This window comes from Paenibacillus sp. FSL R5-0928 (assembly GCF_037970385.1).
Lineage (GTDB): Bacteria > Bacillota > Bacilli > Paenibacillales > Paenibacillaceae > Paenibacillus_AQ > Paenibacillus_AQ odorifer.
The window spans coordinates 4500086-4520331 of record NZ_CP150225.1 but is presented as its reverse complement, the minus strand read 5'-3'; the positions used below and the strand labels follow the sequence as shown (position 1 = coordinate 4520331).

At 40.7% G+C, this 20246-nt stretch carries 15 protein-coding genes and 2 pseudogenes; 13 read left to right on the top strand and 4 right to left on the bottom strand.

The genetic code is table 11. The annotated features are described in order from the left end of the window. Window positions 1-17 precede the first annotated feature (17 nt). Window positions 18-623, top strand: coding sequence for a polysaccharide deacetylase (locus tag MKZ16_RS20375; RefSeq protein WP_081386525.1), 606 nt, complete (start codon window positions 18-20; stop codon window positions 621-623). A 78-nt stretch (window positions 624-701) separates the two neighbouring features. After that, window positions 702-1352 carry a polysaccharide deacetylase family protein gene (locus MKZ16_RS20370; protein WP_175617280.1) on the top strand — a complete coding sequence of 217 codons (651 nt, stop codon included), beginning with the start codon at window positions 702-704 and terminating at the stop codon, window positions 1350-1352. Window positions 1353-1357: 5 nt separating this feature from the next. Here the strand turns inward: MKZ16_RS20370 and MKZ16_RS20365 are convergent, their stop codons facing one another. After that, the gene (locus tag MKZ16_RS20365; RefSeq protein WP_076104947.1) at window positions 1358-2200 is read right to left on the bottom strand and encodes an AraC family transcriptional regulator; all 843 of its coding nucleotides are present in this window, start codon (window positions 2198-2200) and stop codon (window positions 1358-1360) included. Window positions 2201-2471: 271 nt separating this feature from the next. Here MKZ16_RS20365 and MKZ16_RS20360 point away from each other — a divergent pair, with 271 nt between their 5' ends. From MKZ16_RS20360 to MKZ16_RS20350, 3 genes are all read left to right on the top strand, one after another. Next, complete coding sequence (locus MKZ16_RS20360; protein ID WP_038574606.1) at window positions 2472-3344, top strand: chitosanase; 873 nt, start codon at window positions 2472-2474, stop codon at window positions 3342-3344. Between the two features lie 88 nt (window positions 3345-3432). Then, window positions 3433-6021 (top strand): metallophosphoesterase, encoded by a 2589-nt coding sequence (locus MKZ16_RS20355; protein WP_076104946.1) that lies wholly within the window; start codon window positions 3433-3435, stop codon window positions 6019-6021. Window positions 6022-7181: 1160 nt separating this feature from the next. Then, the gene (locus MKZ16_RS20350) at window positions 7182-8822 is read left to right on the top strand and encodes an alkaline phosphatase (protein WP_036688747.1); all 1641 of its coding nucleotides are present in this window, start codon (window positions 7182-7184) and stop codon (window positions 8820-8822) included. Window positions 8823-8953: 131 nt separating this feature from the next. Here MKZ16_RS20350 and MKZ16_RS20345 read toward each other — a convergent pair whose 3' ends face one another. Then, window positions 8954-10000, bottom strand: coding sequence for a DUF418 domain-containing protein (locus tag MKZ16_RS20345; protein WP_076104944.1), 1047 nt, complete (start codon window positions 9998-10000; stop codon window positions 8954-8956). A 184-nt stretch (window positions 10001-10184) separates the two neighbouring features. Here MKZ16_RS20345 and MKZ16_RS20340 point away from each other — a divergent pair, with 184 nt between their 5' ends. The 4 genes from MKZ16_RS20340 (at window position 10185) to MKZ16_RS20325 (ending at window position 14520) form a co-directional block, all read left to right on the top strand. Next, window positions 10185-11333, top strand: a complete 1149-nt coding sequence (locus MKZ16_RS20340; protein ID WP_076104943.1) for a VanZ family protein — start codon at window positions 10185-10187, stop codon at window positions 11331-11333. A gap of 154 nt (window positions 11334-11487) precedes the next feature. Next, the gene (locus MKZ16_RS20335) at window positions 11488-12255 is read left to right on the top strand and encodes an ABC transporter ATP-binding protein (protein WP_038572078.1); all 768 of its coding nucleotides are present in this window, start codon (window positions 11488-11490) and stop codon (window positions 12253-12255) included. Then, window positions 12242-14161: an ABC transporter permease gene (locus MKZ16_RS20330; protein WP_339814643.1), complete on the top strand. Its 1920-nt coding sequence runs from the start codon at window positions 12242-12244 to the stop codon at window positions 14159-14161. The genes MKZ16_RS20335 and MKZ16_RS20330 overlap by 14 nt, the downstream gene beginning before the upstream one ends. Window positions 14162-14166: 5 nt before the next feature. Continuing rightward, window positions 14167-14520 (top strand): YxeA family protein, encoded by a 354-nt coding sequence (locus MKZ16_RS20325; protein WP_036688737.1) that lies wholly within the window; start codon window positions 14167-14169, stop codon window positions 14518-14520. An 82-nt stretch (window positions 14521-14602) separates the two neighbouring features. Here the strand turns inward: MKZ16_RS20325 and MKZ16_RS20320 are convergent, their stop codons facing one another. Together MKZ16_RS20320 and MKZ16_RS20315 are read right to left on the bottom strand one after the other, a co-directional pair. Next, window positions 14603-15997: a HAMP domain-containing sensor histidine kinase gene (locus tag MKZ16_RS20320; protein WP_076104941.1), complete on the bottom strand. Its 1395-nt coding sequence runs from the start codon at window positions 15995-15997 to the stop codon at window positions 14603-14605. Window positions 15998-16003: 6 nt separating this feature from the next. Continuing rightward, window positions 16004-16705: a response regulator transcription factor gene (locus MKZ16_RS20315; protein WP_036688733.1), complete on the bottom strand. Its 702-nt coding sequence runs from the start codon at window positions 16703-16705 to the stop codon at window positions 16004-16006. A 212-nt stretch (window positions 16706-16917) separates the two neighbouring features. Between MKZ16_RS20315 and MKZ16_RS20310 the strand changes: the two are divergent. From MKZ16_RS20310 to murQ, 4 genes and pseudogenes are all read left to right on the top strand, one after another. Next, window positions 16918-16983, top strand: a pseudogene (locus tag MKZ16_RS20310) (hypothetical protein); the annotation flags it as partial. Between the two features lie 54 nt (window positions 16984-17037). After that, window positions 17038-17575, top strand: a pseudogene (locus MKZ16_RS20305) (MMPL family transporter); the annotation flags it as partial. Between the two features lie 305 nt (window positions 17576-17880). Beyond that, window positions 17881-18744: a MurR/RpiR family transcriptional regulator gene (locus MKZ16_RS20300; protein ID WP_036688728.1), complete on the top strand. Its 864-nt coding sequence runs from the start codon at window positions 17881-17883 to the stop codon at window positions 18742-18744. A gap of 572 nt (window positions 18745-19316) precedes the next feature. After that, window positions 19317-20222, top strand: coding sequence for an N-acetylmuramic acid 6-phosphate etherase (murQ, locus tag MKZ16_RS20295; protein WP_042129111.1), 906 nt, complete (start codon window positions 19317-19319; stop codon window positions 20220-20222). Window positions 20223-20246: the final 24 nt, after the last annotated feature.

The window sequence follows — 20246 nt, the reverse complement described above, 5'->3', positions numbered from 1 at the left end:
CAATAACCGTTTTAAGGATGGTGAATGAGTTGGGTTTCAAAATACGTAAAAACACGGTGCAGTCCGTCTGGATGATGTGGGAAAAAGCTTTTGCGTTGCTTTCACATTTTCGCGGGTCGCATAAGTCACGCTTTGGAATATGTACCGTGATGCTAAAAAAGCATCGGGGACAGCCTATTGTATGCCAAGACGCCACGGTCATCAATCAGGGAGAGTGGGTGGGAGAACTCCACCTCGACAATGAAAGAATCCTGAAGTTGATCCGGTCCGAAGGATCGGATCGTGCCGCACTGCAAACGGCTCGCATGCTGCGCAAATCAATGCAGCAAATCAACGAAGCCTTCGAATCGCAGTCCGAGTTCAGGCAGGTCAAGGCTTTATTGGGGATTACACTGCTCCATCGGGGATTAACACACGGTCTTGGCTTTGAACAACAAAATATAAAGTCCGGCGTTTTCGAACGCATCACCACCATCTATCTTCGATTGCTGCTGTCTGCCATGCATCCTGAAGGGAGACAAAGAATCAATCGGCGAACAGAGCAACTGGTCCCGATGTTACTGATCCATTCACGCGCCTCACTGAAAAATCGATTCTCACCCGGACAGAACTACTCTGGATAGGACTTAGGCTTGTTATAAGGAGGTGTAATCATACTTACATATCTGATAGGAGGAATACTATGTGCGACTACTCTTTACATGTTTATTCCAAGTTTGATTACGCGAGTGAGCGGCTTTGGTGTCTTTCGCAAAGGAACGGTAGAAAAACAGGTGGCATTCACTTTTGATGATGGGCCACATCCGAAATATACGCCGGAATTGCTGGATTTATTGAAGTTACATCAAGTGAAGGCTACTTTTTTCGTGCTTGGAGCGCGAGCGGAGCAGTATCCAGATCTGATCAGAAGAATGGATCGGGAAGGCCATCAGATTGGCATCCATAATTACTGCCATACCTCTAATTGGCTGATGCTGCCCAGTACTATTAGGCGAGAACACCTGGAACGCTCCGCTGATATTATAGAGTCTATTGTCGGAATCAGACCCAATCATTACCGTCCACCCTGGGGATTAATCAATCTATTTGATTTTTTTCGGCACAAGCAGTATCGAATTGTTCTATGGTCGCTGAAGGCGAGTGACTGGAACATCCGGGCCTGTCAAACCCGGATGCAGGCCATTCTATTAGGTGGAATCACCGATGGCTCCGTTGTTTTACTTCACGATAGCGGAGAGACTGCGGGCGCGGACCGGCATGCTCCTTATTTTATGCTGCAAGCTTTAGAAGAAGTGCTGAACCAACTACAGGCAAGAAACCTGCAATTTGTCCGGCTTGATGAAATGTCTTGACGTTGCTATTTAGACTTAAATTGTTTGCGGAAGCAGAGCGGCGAGATGCCCATTATTAATTTGAAGGTTCGTCCAAAATGGGAGGTGTTATCAAACCCAACCATTCCCGCAATTTCAGTAACATTAAAAGAAGAGCCAAGCAGCAAATCACGCGCTTTTTTAATGCGGATGTTATTGATATATTCAATGAAGCTGAACCCGGTGGATTCTTTAAAAGTGCGGCAAAGGTAGGAAGAGCTTATGTCGAATTGCCGTGAAATCTCACAGAGCTTGAGCGGTTCCATATAATGTTGATTTACATAATTAACGATGTCCAGGACTTTCTTATGTGTACGATTGGATTCCACAAATGAAGCTGTGCGGCTGTCAAATAGTTTACGATTAAGATAGAGGAGCAGCTCCACCAATAATATTTGTTGGTACTGTTCGTATCCGCGGGCTTGCTTCTTTCCCTCCTGGATCATCTTCTGAAAAAGCTGTTCGATGAAATATTGATCCATCCCGGTCATCTTCAAAGCGCGGTAATCACTTTTGAACAATTCGAGCAGTTCCTCACATTGACTGCCGGTGCAGAAATGCTGCAGGAATTCTTTTTTAAACAGGAGTGTTACCCGCTCATACATATTGCAGCCTGAATTGACCAGTTTGTGCATTTCGTGAATATCCATAAATAGCAGCGTTCCGCCCGCAACCTGATAGGTTCTGTCCCCTATAAAATAATAAAAATCCCCGGATATTAAATACAGAATCTCATATGCATCATGATAGTGTCTTGCAGGCATGCTGGTGTATACCTGTTTCTTGCGGCTGATGTCAAAAAGAGTAGACTCATAAAATACCGGCTTCATTCAGCACCTCCTAAGAGGATTGTAGACTTAATCTATGGTTTGTAGCAACATATGTATAAAAATTAATAAATACAAGAAAATACGTGCTGTTTGGACAAACTTTTTGAGATAAGCTTGAACTGAATTACCAAGTGTTGGTAAAAGGAGGGCTGTCATGCTCAGATGGGTTGGGGATAAGGTTCACTGCCGCTAAAAGTTAAAGCGCTTAAACTATTCAATTAAAGGAGAGATTGCGGTGCTAAATTCAACGAAGAGTAAGGTTTCCAAGAAGATGAAATTTTCATTGATGATTCTGCTCAGTTTTTCAATGATTTTTTCTTATGGCTGTCTGTCCAAAACATCTCAACAGAAAAGTTATGCGGCAGGGAACCCTGATTCTAACTTCTCACCGGCAACACTTCAATTCTTGCGTGACAACACAGGACTGGATGGTGAGCAGTGGAACAATATTATGATGCTTGTCAACAAACCGGAGCAGGACGATCTGAACTGGATCGATTTTTACGGATATTGTGAAGATATTGATGATGACCGCGGGTATACGATTGGAATATTTGGTGCAACTACAGGCGGCTCAAATGATACCGGTCCTGACGGTCCGGATCTGTTCAAGGCATATGACGCTGCTAAAGGCGCGAGTAATCCTTCGGTTAAAGGTGCATTGGCCCGGATCGGTGTTAAGGGTTCGATGAAAGGGAAGATCCTCGAGATCAATGAAAGCGAAGAGAGCTTCTGTAGAAAAATCGGCAATTTGCAAGATGATCCCGAGTGGAGAGAGGCTATGTGGAAAACGTTCTACAATATCTATATTAAATACAGTGTGGAGCAGGCCCGCAAACGCGGCTTTAACTCGGCATTAACTATTGGTTCCTTCGTGGATGCAGCGCTGAACCATGGAGCTACCGGCGGCTCCGAGACCCTTCAAGGGCTTTTGGGTAAATCCGGAAGCAGCACGGATGAGAAGACTTTCATGACCAAATTTTATAAAGAACGGACCAAGATTGTGGATACTAATGAGTACAACTCTCCGCCTAACGGCAAGAACCGTGTGAAGCAGTGGAGCAATTTGCTGAACATGGGAGAGACAGACCTGAAAGGTGCAGATTCGGCAATTCTTCAAGTCACCGACTGGGAACTCCAATAACAGGAATGTAAGGGCAGTAGAACCACCGTTCTTCTCGGTGACTGCGGTTCGATGATAAGTGAGATTAAGGAAGAGGGAGATGGGCTGAATGGATAACAACCAATCTTATCTCAAAAATAGATTTTACAAGGTAATCAGTCTAATGGTTATAGGTTTGCTGCTTGCCATGGAGTTGACCGGGTTTGTCTCAGCAGGAAGAGAGGGAAATGAGGAAGATCTTGCAAGCGAAGCAACTGCAGTTCAGGAAACGATTGCCCAGTGGATTTTTAAAGACAAAGGCGAGAACGGTGTATTTCCGGCTACAGGCGGGGTATATCAGACGGCTTCATCCATTCGTGATGTAGGAACTAATACGAATGCGTACACCTATGAGTCAGGTGAGAACAGCGTACGCAACCAGGGGTGGCATGAAGGAACGGGCCTGAAATACTGGCTTGCCACGCTTTCTACCAAAGGTTTCGAAGGTATCTTCCTCTCTTCACAGCAAACTTCTTCAAGTACAGGACCCAGGGATTTTAAGGTGCAATACAGTATAGATCAACAGGAATGGACAGATGTTACGGGCGGCAACCTTGTTTTAGCCCAGAACAATTTTAATTGTTCCAATAATTCCTGCAAATTAACTAACCTCGCTTTGCCTGCGGGAACAAACAATCAAGATGTACTCTATATCCGCTGGGTGGTAAACTCTGCGAAAAGTGTAAGCGGGGGAACGGTGTCCAGCTCAGGCTCAAGCAGAATCAAAGATGTGATAATTAAAGGAACACGCAGCAGCGGCGAACCTGGGGACACTCCCACACTTGAGGTAAGCAAAACTCCCGCTTCAGGGGCTGCAGATGTTTCCCTTAACGCAGAGATCACAGTGAAGTTTAACAAAGCGATCAGTCTCGACAGTGGTTATCAAGTTGTAATCACGGAAAACAATCTCCCTCTTAATAACATTTCTGCTTCGCTCCTCGGTCAAGACACAGTCAGAGTCAGCCACCCTAATTTTACTGCCGGCAAAACTTACAACGTGACCGTCCCTAAAGAGCTTGTTAAGGGGACTGCGGATGGCCGGACACCTGAGAACGATATTACCTGGAGCTTTAAGACAAAGTCTCCGGATACCGGCATCAAAACACCAACGCTGCTGAACATGACTTTTAACGGGGACCCAAAGACAAGTATCGCCTTTGACTGGTATACAGCCGAAACCGTCAGAGGTACAGTAGTGCAAGTAGTGGAGGCCTCCAATGCGGGAGGAAGCGAGTTTCCGGAACAACTGGCAGCTTCTTATGAGGGCAGCTCAACAGTTATTGAAACCTTAATGACATCAGGAGACAGAAGTTCTCAAAAGTATAAAAAGTTCGCCAGCCACAAGGTTATTGCAAGCGGTCTTAAGCCTGGAACCCAATATATCTACCGGGCCGGTAACGGTGATGCGGACGGCTGGAGCGAGGCGGGTTCTTTTACCACGGACAAGGCGGATAATCAGGATTTCCATTTCCTCTATGTAACCGACACCCAAGGCTCAAGTAAATCGAATTTTGATCTGTGGCAGGATACTTTTAAGAGAGCTATTGAGAAAACGGTAGATCCCAAGTTTGTTCTTCTTACAGGGGATCTAACGGATGACGGTGATCTGGAGCAGCTGTGGCAGTGGTTCTTGGGTGTGCCGAAAAAGGAATTTGCCAATGTGCCATTTGCACCGATTATCGGCAACCATGAGATAGAAGATTATCCGAATAACAACTTCTATAACCATTTTAATCTTCCAAAAGATGTCGGGACGGGTGCTCATGACGGTTCGGTATATGCTTTCGAATACGGCGATGCCCTGTTTATGCAGATCAATTCCCAGTACGAAGGGGAGGTCAAGCCATACAAAGCGGATATTCAGTTCACCAAACAATTGGAATGGATGCGGAATCAGGTGGCAAAGACCGATAAAAAGTGGAAATTCGTCTCGATGCATAAGGGAGCGTATTCTTCAGGGGATAATGCTTCGGCAGAAAGCGACCGGGTAGAATTTTACCGGAAATATCTGATTCCTGTATTGGATGAGCTGGGTGTGGACATGGTTTTTGAAGGTCATGACCATATGTATATGAGGTCTTTTCAAATGCTGAACAACGTTCCGATTAAGAATGTCATTACCGATGAGCAAGGAAATGTGCTGAATCCCAAAGGGACCGTATATCTAATGGGCAACTCGGCAGCTTCGAAATTCTATGCTATTAATCCAGATGCAGACACTTTTTTTGCAGCAAAAAACGATCAGCCCAACAAGAAAATGTTCGTGGATGTTTCCATTACAAGCGACGTGCTGAAATTCACATCCTACACAGCAGTTAAAGATAAACCCCTTGCCGTCTATGATGCTTACAGTATTAAACGGACTGATGTCAAACCCGGCATTGTCCAAAATCCAAGCGCAGTAAGACAGTCAGGGAACCGTGCAGTTCTTTCTTGGAAAGCGCCAGCAAATAGTTCTGAGCCGGTGCGAGGTTACCGGATTTACGAGAAAAATGATAAAGTCAGCACAAACTGGAGCGTGTATGTACCGACGGTAAGCGGTCAGACGAGTTACAGCTATACATTAAACGGCATAGATTCTGCTAAAGCCTACAATTTCGTTATTAAAGCAGTGGGGACAAGAAATAACTCGCTTCCAGCAGAGGCAGGAATACAATGAAAGGATAGAGGAGGCGTTGACGGAGCTTAGGCATCCGTTAACGCCTTTTTTTAGTTGTTGAAGCTGTCCATTCCTCCTACGGTAACTCCTCAGAAAGATAGCCTCACTTTTTACCAGATCATGATTCATTGCGCATTGGCGTGACTTTTGTTCCTTTTAACGGCATAACCTCTGCATTGGTACCTTCAAAATATAACGGCAGTCCTTCTGCCAGGATAGTCAAGAGGGTTTGGGTTGGGTCCTACGAAACCTAGAATGGGGATGATAAATTTAAGTGCCATCCATTCATAGACACCAGGTAAGCCGTGAATCAAAAATACGCAGATCCATGACAGTAAAGCTGCAGCCAAAATTGTACTACCTAAATACCCGAATGCTTGAATTATTCTTTTCATATTCGCACCTAACGTATAAGAAAGTGTCTAATAGTTAGAAGAATATAACTGTAAAAATCACTTCAATTGCTAACATATCCGAGGCTCGATACGGTTATTTGGATAATACCACCTTAGGGAAATCTGAAAAACAAACATTTGTACAACTGTATTTGTCTTGTACCGTTCTTTGAAGTTAGTAATAAACTATATCAATCTCAGAAAAGGAGTTGATTTAGTTGGCTAACAGTGATATACGTCTTACTCTTTGGTCGGGTACTAATTTTACCAATCGTCGGATTCGATTCAGACGTGGAGGAGTTGCGGTTCGTGATCTTGGAGCGTTTCGGTTTAACAACGTTCTCTCGAGTTTCCGTCTCAGAAATGTTGTGGAAAGCTCTCAAGTAACGCTTGTGCTTTTTTCGCGAATTAACTTTCAGGGATCGTTCCGTGTGTTCCGTGGCAGCCAAAACGTAGCGAACTTGAATAATTTTAACTTTAACAATGTCACATCTTCGTTGATATTGGTAGGACGTATCCTTACAAGCTCCGAAATTTCCCAAATTCAAAGTACCGGTAGAGCGCCTCGAGATGTCCTCGTAATAAGACAATAATAATGCAAAGGGGGCCCCTAGGGCGCCCCTTTTTTACAAATATCAGTAGCACAGGTCAAGACAAAATATGCATAGAATTTAATATAAAATAAGAGAATAGGTGCTGCTCCCGCAAACAATCCTCCTTTAAACTAATAACGTACTTAACAAAATCTGCTAGAGGAGGATTCAAATGCGCAAAAAGGTTATCGGGAGAATTTGCAGTACAGTTATGATTTGCAGTCTGCTTGCAGCAGGCAACGGAACGACCTACGCCGATGGCGCCAATAACTCTGATGCTCCTACCAACAAATCGGTCAAAAACGTAATCCTGTTTATTACGGATGGGATGAGCTTATCCGATGTGAACTTGGCCAGATGGTATCAGGGAGGGCAGGCGCTTGCGATGGATAAGTATTTCAGCGGGCTGGTGAGAACATATTCTACGGATTCACTGACCACAGATTCCGCTGCGGGAGCTACGGCTTATGCTACAGGCCATAAGGTTAAGAGTGAGACGGTATCCATACTTCCAGACCGAATAACGATGCCTTTCATAAGCGCAGTTAAGCCAGAGGACGTGAACAAACCTCTGCCTACCCTTATGGATGCAGCGAGAATGGCAGGGAAAAGTACAGGAACGGTATTCACTTGTGAATTAACGGATGCGACGCCGGCTACATTTTTAAGTCATGCATACACGCGTGACAATGCGCAGTCTATTGCAGAACAGATGGTCTATAGTGGTGTAGATGTTCTACTTGGGGGTGGTTCCGGGTATTTGGTACCCGGCAAAGAAGACATTAACCGCAAGGACGGAGAAGATTTAACCAAAGTTCTGAAATCAAATGGGTATGAATACGTAACGGATAAAGCAGGGTTAATGAATTCTAAAACGAATAAAATCTGGGGTCTCTTCAACCCCGAAGCACTGGATGCTGATTTTGACCTGAACCCGCAAAAGCAACCGAGCCTTGCTGAAATGACCAAAGTAGCGATAGAGAAGTTGTCGCAGAACGAGAACGGTTTTATTCTGATGGTCGAAGCAAGCCAGATTGACTGGTATGGTCATGATAACGATCCAGTGGGTATTATGAGTGAGACCTTAGCGTTTGATAAAGCCTTTAAAGCCGCTGTTGACTTTGCAGAAAAAGATGGCAATACAGCAGTCTTATCGGTTTCGGATCATGCTACCGGCGGACTCAATATGACGAACTATGATTCTACCAAAGACCTAATCTCCGTGCTGAAGAAAGCGAAGCATACCAGTTATTACATTGAAGGCAGTATTAATGAGAGCAATTTCAAAAAGGTCCTTGCAGATCATTATGGACTTAGTGATCTAACCAAAGAAGAAGCAGATCAAGTCAGATTGGGAATGCAGGATAACCTTTCGCCGGTCATCGGTAAAATTTTGGGGGATAAAATAGGTGTAACCTTCTCTACGGATGATCACACATCGGAAGAAGTTGGCTTATTCGCGTACCATCCGGCTAATTTTAAACCGACTGATTTCGTGAACAGCGGTGTAATCCAGAATACGGATGTGAATAAATATATTCAAGAAGTGACCGGACTCAATCTGGCGCAGCTTCAGGATACACTGTACGTATCCAGTGATAAATTCAAGGCCAAAGGAGCTACGATTACCCTAGATAAGACCGATAAGAATAATCCGGTGGTTGTAGTGAAAAAAGCAGGCCAAGTTCTCAAGCTGCCTATAGATAAAAATATCGCCATACAGGATGGCAAAACAACGAAACTAAATGTGCTGACGGTAATGATTAAAGATAAAGTGTGGATTTCGCAGGATGCTTTGGACTTGATTCTCTGATTCTTAATGTTCATGTTGTGATCTGTCGGCTAAAAGTTAAAGCGCTTAAACTTGAGAACCCCTTTTTATAAGGGGTTTTTGGGTTGGGAAAATAAATTCCGACTTGCATTAAGAGGAGGAAAGTGAAGTTTTTATCGTTTTGTTGCAGGCTTTTTTCCATAGGTCATCAAGCGCCAAAGCTTTTCTAAGGGTCCCATGGAAAAGAACTTGAACCAGATGGTACTAAAAATGATTTGAATAAAATAAATCAGAACTGCGATGTAGAGAATATCTTTCGGTGAAACGACTTCGAGACCTATCATTGAAATGATTGCCGTCCCTATAATGCTTTGTGCTACATAATTTGTAAACGCCATTTGACCCACCCGTGATATGGGTTTCAGGAATTTCACCATTTGTTTATTTTCTAATAGTAGAAATAATGTTGTTAAGTAGAACAAAGTGGTTGGGAGAGATCCTAAGCCCGTAACTGAATCTACATTGCTGCTCCCACTTTGAGAAGCGTTCCAAATCCATAGTGAAAAACCAATGAACAACAGAAATGATACCATTTGAATTCCTCTAATTGGTTTAGACAATTCTTGTATGTGTGTCAGCCAACCTGACTTTGCGGTTAAAAAACCAGCTAAAAACATAATAAAGATTTGTATAGCATCATTAGAAAAAATATCAAGGATAGATGATATAACCCCTAGAGTGGGTAGAAATATTTTTGCCACCAAGGAAATGATGTAAATGGATGTCATACCTATCAGCCATTTTTTAAGTGTAGAAACCGTTGAGTGATAAAAAGGGATCAGAAACAATCCGATAATGGCGTATGTGGGCAGAATGGTTCCCCAAAAGATAAATACATGAATGATTCCCAGCAGCAAAAGGATTAGTAAACGTCTAGCCATACGCCATCTGGGTTTATCTCCCCGGCTTTCGGCTCTTGAGGCGAAAATGTATAGACCTACACCAAATAGAAAGGAAAAAATAGAAAAGAACTTTTTTTGTACGAAGATGATTATCAAGCTATGGATGATTCCATTAATGCCACTATAGTTTGGTAAGGGATCTCCTTCCATAATAACTTTAAAGGCTCCAACATTTATAAGCAGAATGCCGAAAAGAGCAAGTCCGCGAATGATGTCGAGTGAAATGATTCTTTCTTTTTGCGAAATGGAGGGATTCATTAATAGTGCTCCTTTGAAAATATTTTTATTTGCTTAGGAGTTAGTATAAGTTGCGAACCTTACATTAAATTGATGCCAACATTACAGGATCCTTAAATTTGATAAAATGTTCCAACTCCAGTTGAATTAGAATCAGTTTTATGGTTAATATGAATACTAAATCATTTTGGGGTGTGAACTAGAAATGTCAGCATATACTCAACCGATCTTTGTGGCAGCGATCTTTTTTGTGGTTTTAGCATTTGCCTTATTTATCCCATGGCTCATTTATACCTATAGAAAATATAATTACCTTCCCTTTTCTACCACGTTAATTTCGTTTTCGTTTATCTTTTACTTTCTAGCAGCGTTATTTTTAGTATTGTTGCCGTTGCCGGAAATACGTAATACTTGTTCTCTTCAAAAACCGGGCACACAACATTATTCACTTATGCCATTTCAATTTATAGTGGGCACCTTTGGCAATAGTGGCATCGTGTTATCACAGCCAGCTACTTATAGACTGTTATTTAGCCAACCCTCATTCTATCAAGCTTTTTTTAATTTCTTGCTATTATTACCTTTTGGTGTTTATCTGCGTTACTTTTTTCATGATAAAAAATATTGGAAGAAAGCTCTAGGCTTCACGTTCCTATTAACTTTATTTTATGAGATAACACAGGTAACCGGTATTTACGGGATTTATAATTGCCCTTATCGTATTTTTGATGTGGATGATTTATTGTTAAATACTTCTGGCGGAGTACTGGGGTTCTTTATTGCTCCAGCCGTGTTGGCGTTATTCCCATCAAAAAAGAAAATTAAGGAGAAAGCAGAAAGATTATTAGCTCTTGATGAAGTAAGAGGGATGTCTGTGTTACTGGCTGTTATTATTGATCTATTTATCAGCAACCTAGTAGTTAAAGTTGTGTTGAGTATGACCAACGTTAATATGGTTAGTGAATTTATTGCGAGCACAATTACACTTTCTGTAACCTTTTTTATTATTCCGATAATTTGGAATGGATCGACAATCGGTACGAAAATAATGCGTTATCGCTATGACAGTAAAATAAGTCGAGTGGAAACTAACAAGCGATTATTTAAACGCTTTGGTGCCATTTACGCGATGTACTTCATAACAGTCATTGCGAATATTTTGAATAATGTGGAACTATCAATGGATTCTCCATTTTATAAGGCATCTATATTCTTAACGCTAGGTGCTGGATTGACCTCCATTATTTTAACGATCGTGTTGTTCATCCATATTGTCTTAGTCGTGTTTGGCAAACAAAAACGCCGCTTTTACTTTGATGAAGCTTCTGATTTATATACAACCAGAAAAAAATGAATGCTATTCAATAGCAAAGGGATACTCCGTAGTCTTAAATGGCTACAGGGTATCCCTTTTTTTGTAGATTTAAGCTTGTTGTAAGGTTGGCATGAATTTGCTGTAAGGTTCGGTGCCTATAGTATAAGTATCAGCAAATTATGAGGTGAAATGAATGGAACCATTATTAAAAGTAGAAAACGTAAAAAAAGTGTACGGGAAGTTAAGTGCTGCTTACACAGCGTTGGAAAACGTGTCTTTTGACATTCATGAAGGTGAGTTTGTAGGGATTATGGGACCTTCCGGAGCGGGAAAATCAACCTTGCTAAATTTGTTAGCAACCATAGATTCTCCAACAGAAGGAAAGATATATATGAAGAACAAGAGTATTCATGATCTGAAGGAAGCAGCTTTGTCAGACTTCCGGCGTGAACATCTCGGGTTCATCTTTCAAGATTACAATTTACTCGATTCCTTGACGGTAAAGGAGAACATATTGCTTCCCCTGGCGATTGCTAAAATTCCAGCGAAGAAAATTAATCACCTCGTGACTCAGATCTCTAAAGTATTTGGGATTGAAGATTTACTGGGGAAATATCCTTACCAAATCTCTGGGGGTCAAAAGCAAAGAACCGCTGCGGCTAGAGCGCTCGTGACAGAGCCAGCACTGATTTTGGCTGATGAACCAACAGGTGCACTTGACTCTAAATCAGCAACAGATTTATTGGAAAGCTTAAGTACTTTAAATGAAAATAACAATTCGACCATTATGATGGTAACCCATGATGCCTTTGCCGCAAGCTTCTGCCGCCGGATTATTTTCATCAAAGATGGTTCGTTTTCAACAGAAATCTATCGTCGTGATCAGACACGCAAAGCCTTCTTCCAAGAGATCTTAGATGTTCATGCGGCCATTGGGGGTGAGGTAGATGACGTTATTTAGTCTAGCAAGAAAAAATATAGCCAGAAATTTCTCGCAATATTTTTTATACATTGCATCGATGGTGTTTAGTATCATCATTTACTTTACATTTGTGACCTTAAAATATAGTGATACGATAGCAGAACAGACGGCTTCATCCCAAAAACTGGCTTCCCTAATGAGTGGCGCGGCAGTCATTCTTATCTTTTTCGTGTTCATATTTATAGCTTATTCCAATTCATTTTTTATGAAAAAACGTAAAAAAGAAGTCGCACTGTATGCGTTGCTGGGGGTACGTAATCGTCAAATAGGTTTTATGCTCTTTTTTGAAAATTTGTTATTAGGATTATTCTCTTTAATAGTAGGGATTGTATTTGGCTTCCTCTGTTCAAAAGGATTTATGACGATTTTGATTCATTTAATGGGTTATGACGTTGTAGCACCCTTTACTTTTTCAATGGCGGCTGCGATGAACACGGCTATCGTATTTCTGGTTATTTTCTTAGTGACATCATTTCAAGGCTACCGCTTGATCTATCAATTTAAGCTGATTGATTTATTTCATGCTTCCAAAAAGGGAGAAGTGGCGCCTAAACCATCTATGATAGTAGCTGTTCTTGGAGTGTTACTTATTGTCTTGGGCTATTTGCTTGCAATGCAGGACCTTTTCACTTCTAAGGTATGGGCAAAAATCGGATTTCTCATGACCGTATTAATTATTTTAACAACGGTAATTGTGGGTACATTTTTATTGTTCCACAGTGTGACTGGCTTTGTGTTAGCAATGATTAAGAAAAATGAAAAGTGGCTGTGGAAAGGCCTTCATGTAATAACCATATCGCAGCTGCTCTATCGTATCCGTGGGAATGCACGTACATTAACTGTGATTGCTGTGTTGAGTGCTACAACAGTAACTGCCGGTGGAGCGGTCTATAGCCTGTATTACAATACGAATGACTCGGCAAAAACGATTAATCCGAATACCTTTATGTATCAATCAACAGATGCGGAAATGGATAAAAAAGTAAATGCTGTACTGCCAGCTACAAAATACGATGAAAATATCGATGCGCTATCCATTACGTTTCATACGAAAGAATTAAATTCACCATCCTCGTTCGATAGCTCTGATAAAAGAGGGTATACAGTTATCGATGAAAAAACATACAACAACTTAGCAAATGTACAGCATAAAGAAAAATTAAATGTAAAGGATGGTTACGCAGTTATTTTAGATATCGGATATGACAAAAGGTTCTCACCTATGTATACAGGAAAAACTATAACAACAGGCAACGGCCATCCACTCACATTCCAAAGCTTTAAAACACAAACCGTATTGAATGCAGGCACAGCAGGTATAACAGTTGTAGTCTCGGATGAACAGTATAAAGTATTACGGAATGATGGAGAAGTGCTACGCTATCGTGTTCTTGGGATAGAGGATGCCTCTGTGGATTTATCTGCAAAAATCGCAAACCATTTGCCTGAAGAAGCGCCATTTTCCAGTAGGCCTCAAGATTACCAAACAAGCTTGGAAAGTGTAGGTTCTCTACTTTTTATAGGAAGTTTCCTTGGGCTCGTATTTCTGGCTGCAACAGGCAGTATCATTTACTTTAAAGTTTTAACAGAGGCAGAAGAGGATAAAGCACAGTACAATATGCTGCATAAAATGGGTGTCAGTGCAAAAGAAATGCAGAAATCCATTGCGTCACAGGTATTCGTTATCTTTGTTGTACCGCTTATAGTAGGGTTATTGCATAGTGTAGTGGCTTTAAAAGCATTCTCTAGTCTACTGATGATAGATTTAGCAAAGCCAGTGTTGCTCTGGATGATTGCTTATACCGTAATTTACGGTTTGTATTATTTCTTAACCGTAGCTTCATACAATCGTATTATCACACTAAATAATAGAACAGAAGGATGATTGAGATGAAAAAATTTCTAATTACTATGGGTATTTTGTTTGTTATTGGGGTTGTAGGTGTCTTTGCTCTAGCAAAGATTGATTTCAATCGCATGAATGCCGAAAATTACTATTTACAAATTACAGAGGATGGGGAACCCCATGAATATAAACTGAGTGATGGTACAGTGATGACTTCCTATTCGTATACACTAGAGGCTACAAATGCTAAAGGTAATACAATTCCACTGGAATTTAATGCACAAAAAAATCTTCGTAAAGGCGCCTACTTAAAAATGTATGTAAAAAAAGGTGATCAAGTCTCCTCATACGATGAAGTGAAAGTAGAGGATATTCCGCTAAAAGCAATAAAAAACTAATAAATTGAAGAAGGGCTGTCTCCAATAAAGGTAATGGAGCACAGCCCTTTCCTCTGCCTAATGAGTAAGTAAGGCATTTGTATTATAAAAGTATAGTAATGGTGGTTCCGGTATTTTCAATGCTCGTCATATCGAGGTTCCCCTCATGAGCCCAAATAATGTCTCTTGCGATGGCCATTCCTAAACCAGTACCATGCTTGCTGGTTGTATTTGTACCCCGATAGTAGCGTTCGAAAACCTGTTCCAGATCTTTAGTTGGAATACCCTGGCCATTATCAGAAATCGAAATTTGGGTATGAGATTCTGGACCTGTATCCACTCGAATCTTCACCACGACATTTTCATCGTTATGCACCAGCGCGTTGTAGATCAAGTTAAGGATCGCTCGTTTTAGTAACTTTTTATCTACTTTATGCATTGCTTTAGCCACATTCGCCTCAAACTCTATCTGCCGTTCACCAAAGGTCGGGTCATTTAAAAGTTCAATCGTCATTTCTCGTAGAAACTGAACGAGATTCACCTCTTCAAATTGCAGGGATAGCTGGTGATTACGTAAACGTGTTGTTAAATTGAGGTCATCTAACAGATCTTTCATATACATCGATTTACTTTTGATAATTGACGTGTATTCCTGTAATTCTTGGGCTGTTAAATCTGTGGCACTGTCGTTAATAAATTCTGCATAACCTTGAATAGAAGCAAGTGGTGTTTTCATGTCATGTGAAACATTGCTAATCCATTCCTCACGCATTTGATCGAGACGTTTACGCTCCTCTTCATGCCGATCGAGCTTTTCAGATAGTTCATTCATATTACGAAAAACATCTTCATAAACACCTTTGGGAGTAGGCATTTTCTTAAAACGTCGTTCCCTGAGCTGTTGAATACCCTCTATTAATGTATGAAGGGGTGCAGTTAACTTTTTCCCAAATAGAAATCCAATGATGATTACAATAAGCACATCAACGATTAAAAAAATGGAAAGAAAAACATTAACATCTTTGAAAATTTTAGCGTAGTCATAGGTCATTACGTAGCGGCCTATTTTAGGATTATTAATCCCTAAAAAGTAACTGAAATTTTGGGCTTCGCTGACAAAAACCGTCGTGCGTGCATCTAATTCTTTATATTTATACATTTGGACAATTTCAATAGGAGAATACTCTGTTTTCAATTCTTCAGGGGTATAAAAGGCTGCTGCTTGCTCCCCTTGGTCATTCAAGAATTGTACCCAGGCGCTCATTTCTTGTAGTTTTTTGAGACCTTCTTCGTTCACAACAGGTTTGCCAGCCTGTAGTTCTACGTATTGTGAAAAGGTTCGGCTAAAGGTTTCTGCAGATGCTTCTTCAGTGCCAAAGTTATTATTATTTACCTTTATAAAGAATAGGGAAAGGAACAAAATCGCGTTTACAATACCAACGATCACAACAATAGTCATAACCGATCTTAAAAAGCGGAGTGTCAATTTCCATTTCAACTAGTCTCACTCCTTGGTATGTAATTTATAACCTAACCCTTTAACCGTCAAAATAAAGGAAGGATTTGAAGGGTCGGCCTCAATTTTTTCGCGTAATCGCCGAATATGTACCATCACTGTATTATCGGAACCAAAAAAATCTTCACCCCACACCTGTCCAAACAAGGTTTCTTTGCTTAGAATCTGATTGGGATGATGCATAAAACAGCTCATTAAACCGACTTCTTTGGCGGTTAGCACGAGGACCTCGCCATTCTTTTTTAATTCTGTCTCATTGGCACTAAGTTCAAAGGGACCAGCTTGTAAGCTTTTCGGAGCCTTTTTTTCTTCTGTAAAGCCAGCTCTTCTCAGTTGTGCCTTTACCCGATAAGCGACTTCTTTCGGACTGAACGGTTTAGTAATATAATCATCGCCACCTATCGCCAGTCCTAACAGCTTATTAATTTCCTCGTCTTTTGCAGACATAAATAAGATGGGTGCATTTGATGTTTCCCGAATTTTTCTGCATAAGTCATATCCTTCTCCATCTGGGAGCATAATATCTAGCAATATAAGCTCAGGATTATACTCCTGGAACTTGTCCCAACCCTCTGCAACGGTCCCGGCAGTTACAACGTCTGGAACACCTTCTTTATGTAAAACAGCCTTCATTAGACGCGCTAAATCATCTTCATCGTCTATGATTAATACCCATTTACGACTTGCCATTTATTTCCCTCCAAATCCGTCTTTATGTACATTATTACATTATAAAGGACTCTTTATTTCTTGCGCAAAAAAATCGCAAAAGAAAGGCTTGCATGAAGATGGGTATTACTTAGACGAACATAGCAAAGCAATATTTGGTGATTTATTAAAAATTCATTCTAGATATAGCCAAATCAAGTAAGGAGGAGAAATTGTTACGCCCCCTGCCTTCTATGGCATTGATCTGCACTGTATATGGCCCTTTGAAGAAGTTCGCTAAAATGATGGAAGAAGGTGAGTTACTGTATTCGCTTGAGCTCGAAGAAGAACTTGCAGACAGCTTTTGGAATGCCATTAGATGGGGCAGCGACTTGCAAGGAGTGCAAGCAGCCTTAACAGGAACAACTGCAACCAATGCTGATTTGCAGAATATTTCACAGGATGACTTTGTACGTACAGCCGTGATTATGCTGGTCGGAATCTTAATTGTGCTAATAGTCATTACGCGCTCTGTGTCCAGTTCTCTGTTCATTATTGCTTCCTTGGTGCTAGTGTACTTACTTCTCTTGGAATCAGTGAAATCTTGAGCTGGATCGTTCCATTTTTCAGCTTCATTATGATTGCAGCCCTGGGCGTTGATTACAGCATATTCCTGATGATGCGGTATAACGAGCTTGAAGGGGATGTTGGATCACCTGCGCCGCGTTGATTCCTTCGGGCGTAATGACACTTATACAGGTAGCATTCGTATTAATCATTGCACTATTATTACTAAGTGTAGCGGCCATGCCGGTGTTCTTGACTGCATTAAAGCAGCTTGCTAGCAAATTAAATGGTTCAAGCAACGGTGCTACATCAAAGAATGTAGTTGACAAATCGAGTCATATTTAGAGGGCAGTAAAATTTAAAAATACATGCGTATTACGTATGCTGAGAACAATAGAAAGAATCTTCGGGGACCTTTGTGGTCCCTTGTTTCACCATATCAGAAAGTATATAATTATCGACTATACCTTACAACTTTATTACGCTATAATCAACGTAAAGTCACCAGATGACCTAAGAGTAGGATGATTTTAATAGATTAATTAATATTAGCTTTTGATATGCCGAAACGTATTTTGTTATTGTAATAGGTTGTTTATATTGTTTATGATATTAATAAAGGTGTTAATTAAATCTAGAGTAGGTAGATTATGAGTCTAAATGACAACGTATTAATTAAAATTCGTGATATGCGAGAGAGTTATACACCAGTTGAACGATTGGTCGGAGATTACATTTTAGAAAATACGGAAGAGATCCCTCATTTGTCGATTAAGGAATTGGCTCAATCGAGTAAGACAAGCGATGCATCTGTCCTTCGTTTCTGTAAGACGATGGGTTACAGCGGATACCGCAATTTTATTGTGAGTATATCGGCATCTTTGGGTTCTCGTGATGAGGATTCAAAGGCTCAATATACAGATATTCAGCCAGGTGATGATCTCTCGACAATTATATCAAATATTTCATTGAATAATTGCAAGTCCATTGAGGATACGCTTAGTGTTATTGATCGAAAAGAAATTACAAGAGCTGTAGAATTACTATGTCATAGTAAGCGAATTGTTTTCTTTGGAATAGGTGCTTCGGGACTCGTTTGTATGGACGGGGAACAGAAGTTCTCGCGAATTAATAAGATGTGTCATGCCTATACAGATGGTCATAGTCAGCTCACGGCAGCAACTTTACTTGAGAAAGATGATGTTGCCATTTTCATTTCTAACTCTGGAGCAACTAGTGATATTATTGATGCACTGGAAATTGCCCAAAAGAATAGAGCGAAATGTATTGCGATTACGAAGTACAATAAAAGTGAGCTTGCGGAGCGGGCGGATATTGTATTGAGCATATCCACACCTGAAATAACAATCCGCAGTGGGGCTATGGGCTCGCGTATTGCGATGCTTACGATCATCGACATATTATTTGCTGGTGTCGCAAGTGCTGAATATGAAGAAGTAAAAACCTACTTAACAAAAACGCATAATATATTAAAGAAAAAACTTAGAAATTAGGTTCTGATAGAATGAATGTGGAGGAAAGCATTGATCATGGATCAATGCTTTCTTTTTTTGTATTTCATTCACTTATTCGTGTACTAAAATGTACTACTTATCAATCCATGTCAGATTATCTACATGATGAATACGTTGATCTAATGAATATAATAAGTAGTTTAATTCAATAATTAATAGCTTGGCACACAATTATGAGGAAGAAAATGAATGGAATTGAAGACGAAACATCATCCGGTTGAACACGGATGATGTAACTTTATGTTTCGTTTGGAGCGATAATCAGCAAATAATACATTTTTTTAAATCGCTTTAACCTTAGAGCCATAGCGATCAAAGCAATTGTTAAAAATTTAAATTGCATCTTGTAAGCGCTTTATAAATGTGGTATAACATAGTATGTAAGGAATGAAATAAAACATCAGAATTTAATTTCTTCATGAAATTATATTTCAAAATCTATTGACGAAGCGATGGTGTTGTATTAGTATAAGAACATAATAATTGTAAGTTAATCTAACACGTTTTGTTAATTAAATGACAGATTAAGGCTGGGAAGAAGGAGGATGGCTATGAATGACTACCTTGCGGGATTGACAACAGAGGCTGTGAATCCAGACACATTAATGATTGATGAATGTACTACGGAAGAAATGATCCAGTTAATGAATCAACAAGATGCACTAGTCCCCAGAGCTATAGCTGAGGAGATTCCGCAGATTGCAAAGGCGGTAGATATTCTACATCATAGGTTGTCTAATGGTGGAAGAATGTTTTACATAGGAGCTGGCTCATCAGGAAGATTAGGTGTTCTGGATGCTTCCGAATGTCCTCCTACCTTTGGTACAGATCCTTCCTTGGTGCAGGGCTATATTGCTGGTGGTGATATTGCTTTGCGTACTGCGGTTGAAGGCTGTGAAGACGATATGGATGAAGGGATCGCATTAATCGAAAGCATTGGTGTAACAAACAAAGATGTACTTATTGGGATTTCGGCAAGCGGTAGTGCAAACTACGTTATTGCAGCTTTAGCGAAAGCAAAGGAACTTGGAGCAGCCACTATCGGTGTTTGTAACAACAGAGGCTCAAAGTTCGAACCCATTGTAGATGTTTGTATAACACCTGTTGTAGGACCTGAGGTCATTAGCGGTTCGACTCGATTAAAGGCAGGAACTGCTCAGAAGTTGGTGCTTAATATGCTGACAACATGCACAATGGTCAAGTTAGGAAAAACGTACAACAACTTGATGGTTGATCTGAAGGCTAGTAATTTTAAGCTCGTAGATCGCTCGATTCGTATCATCATGAACACGACTGGTGTAGATACATCAACCGCAGCAGAAACACTTGAAAAAGCATCTATGAACTGTAAGCTGGCAATTATGATGATTAAATCGGGGTTAGATGCAAAAGAAGCAGAACAAGTACTTAACACAAACGGAGGACGCTTGAAACAGGCAATCGCATCATTGGTTTAGGTGTGAAAAGTGGAATAACAGGAT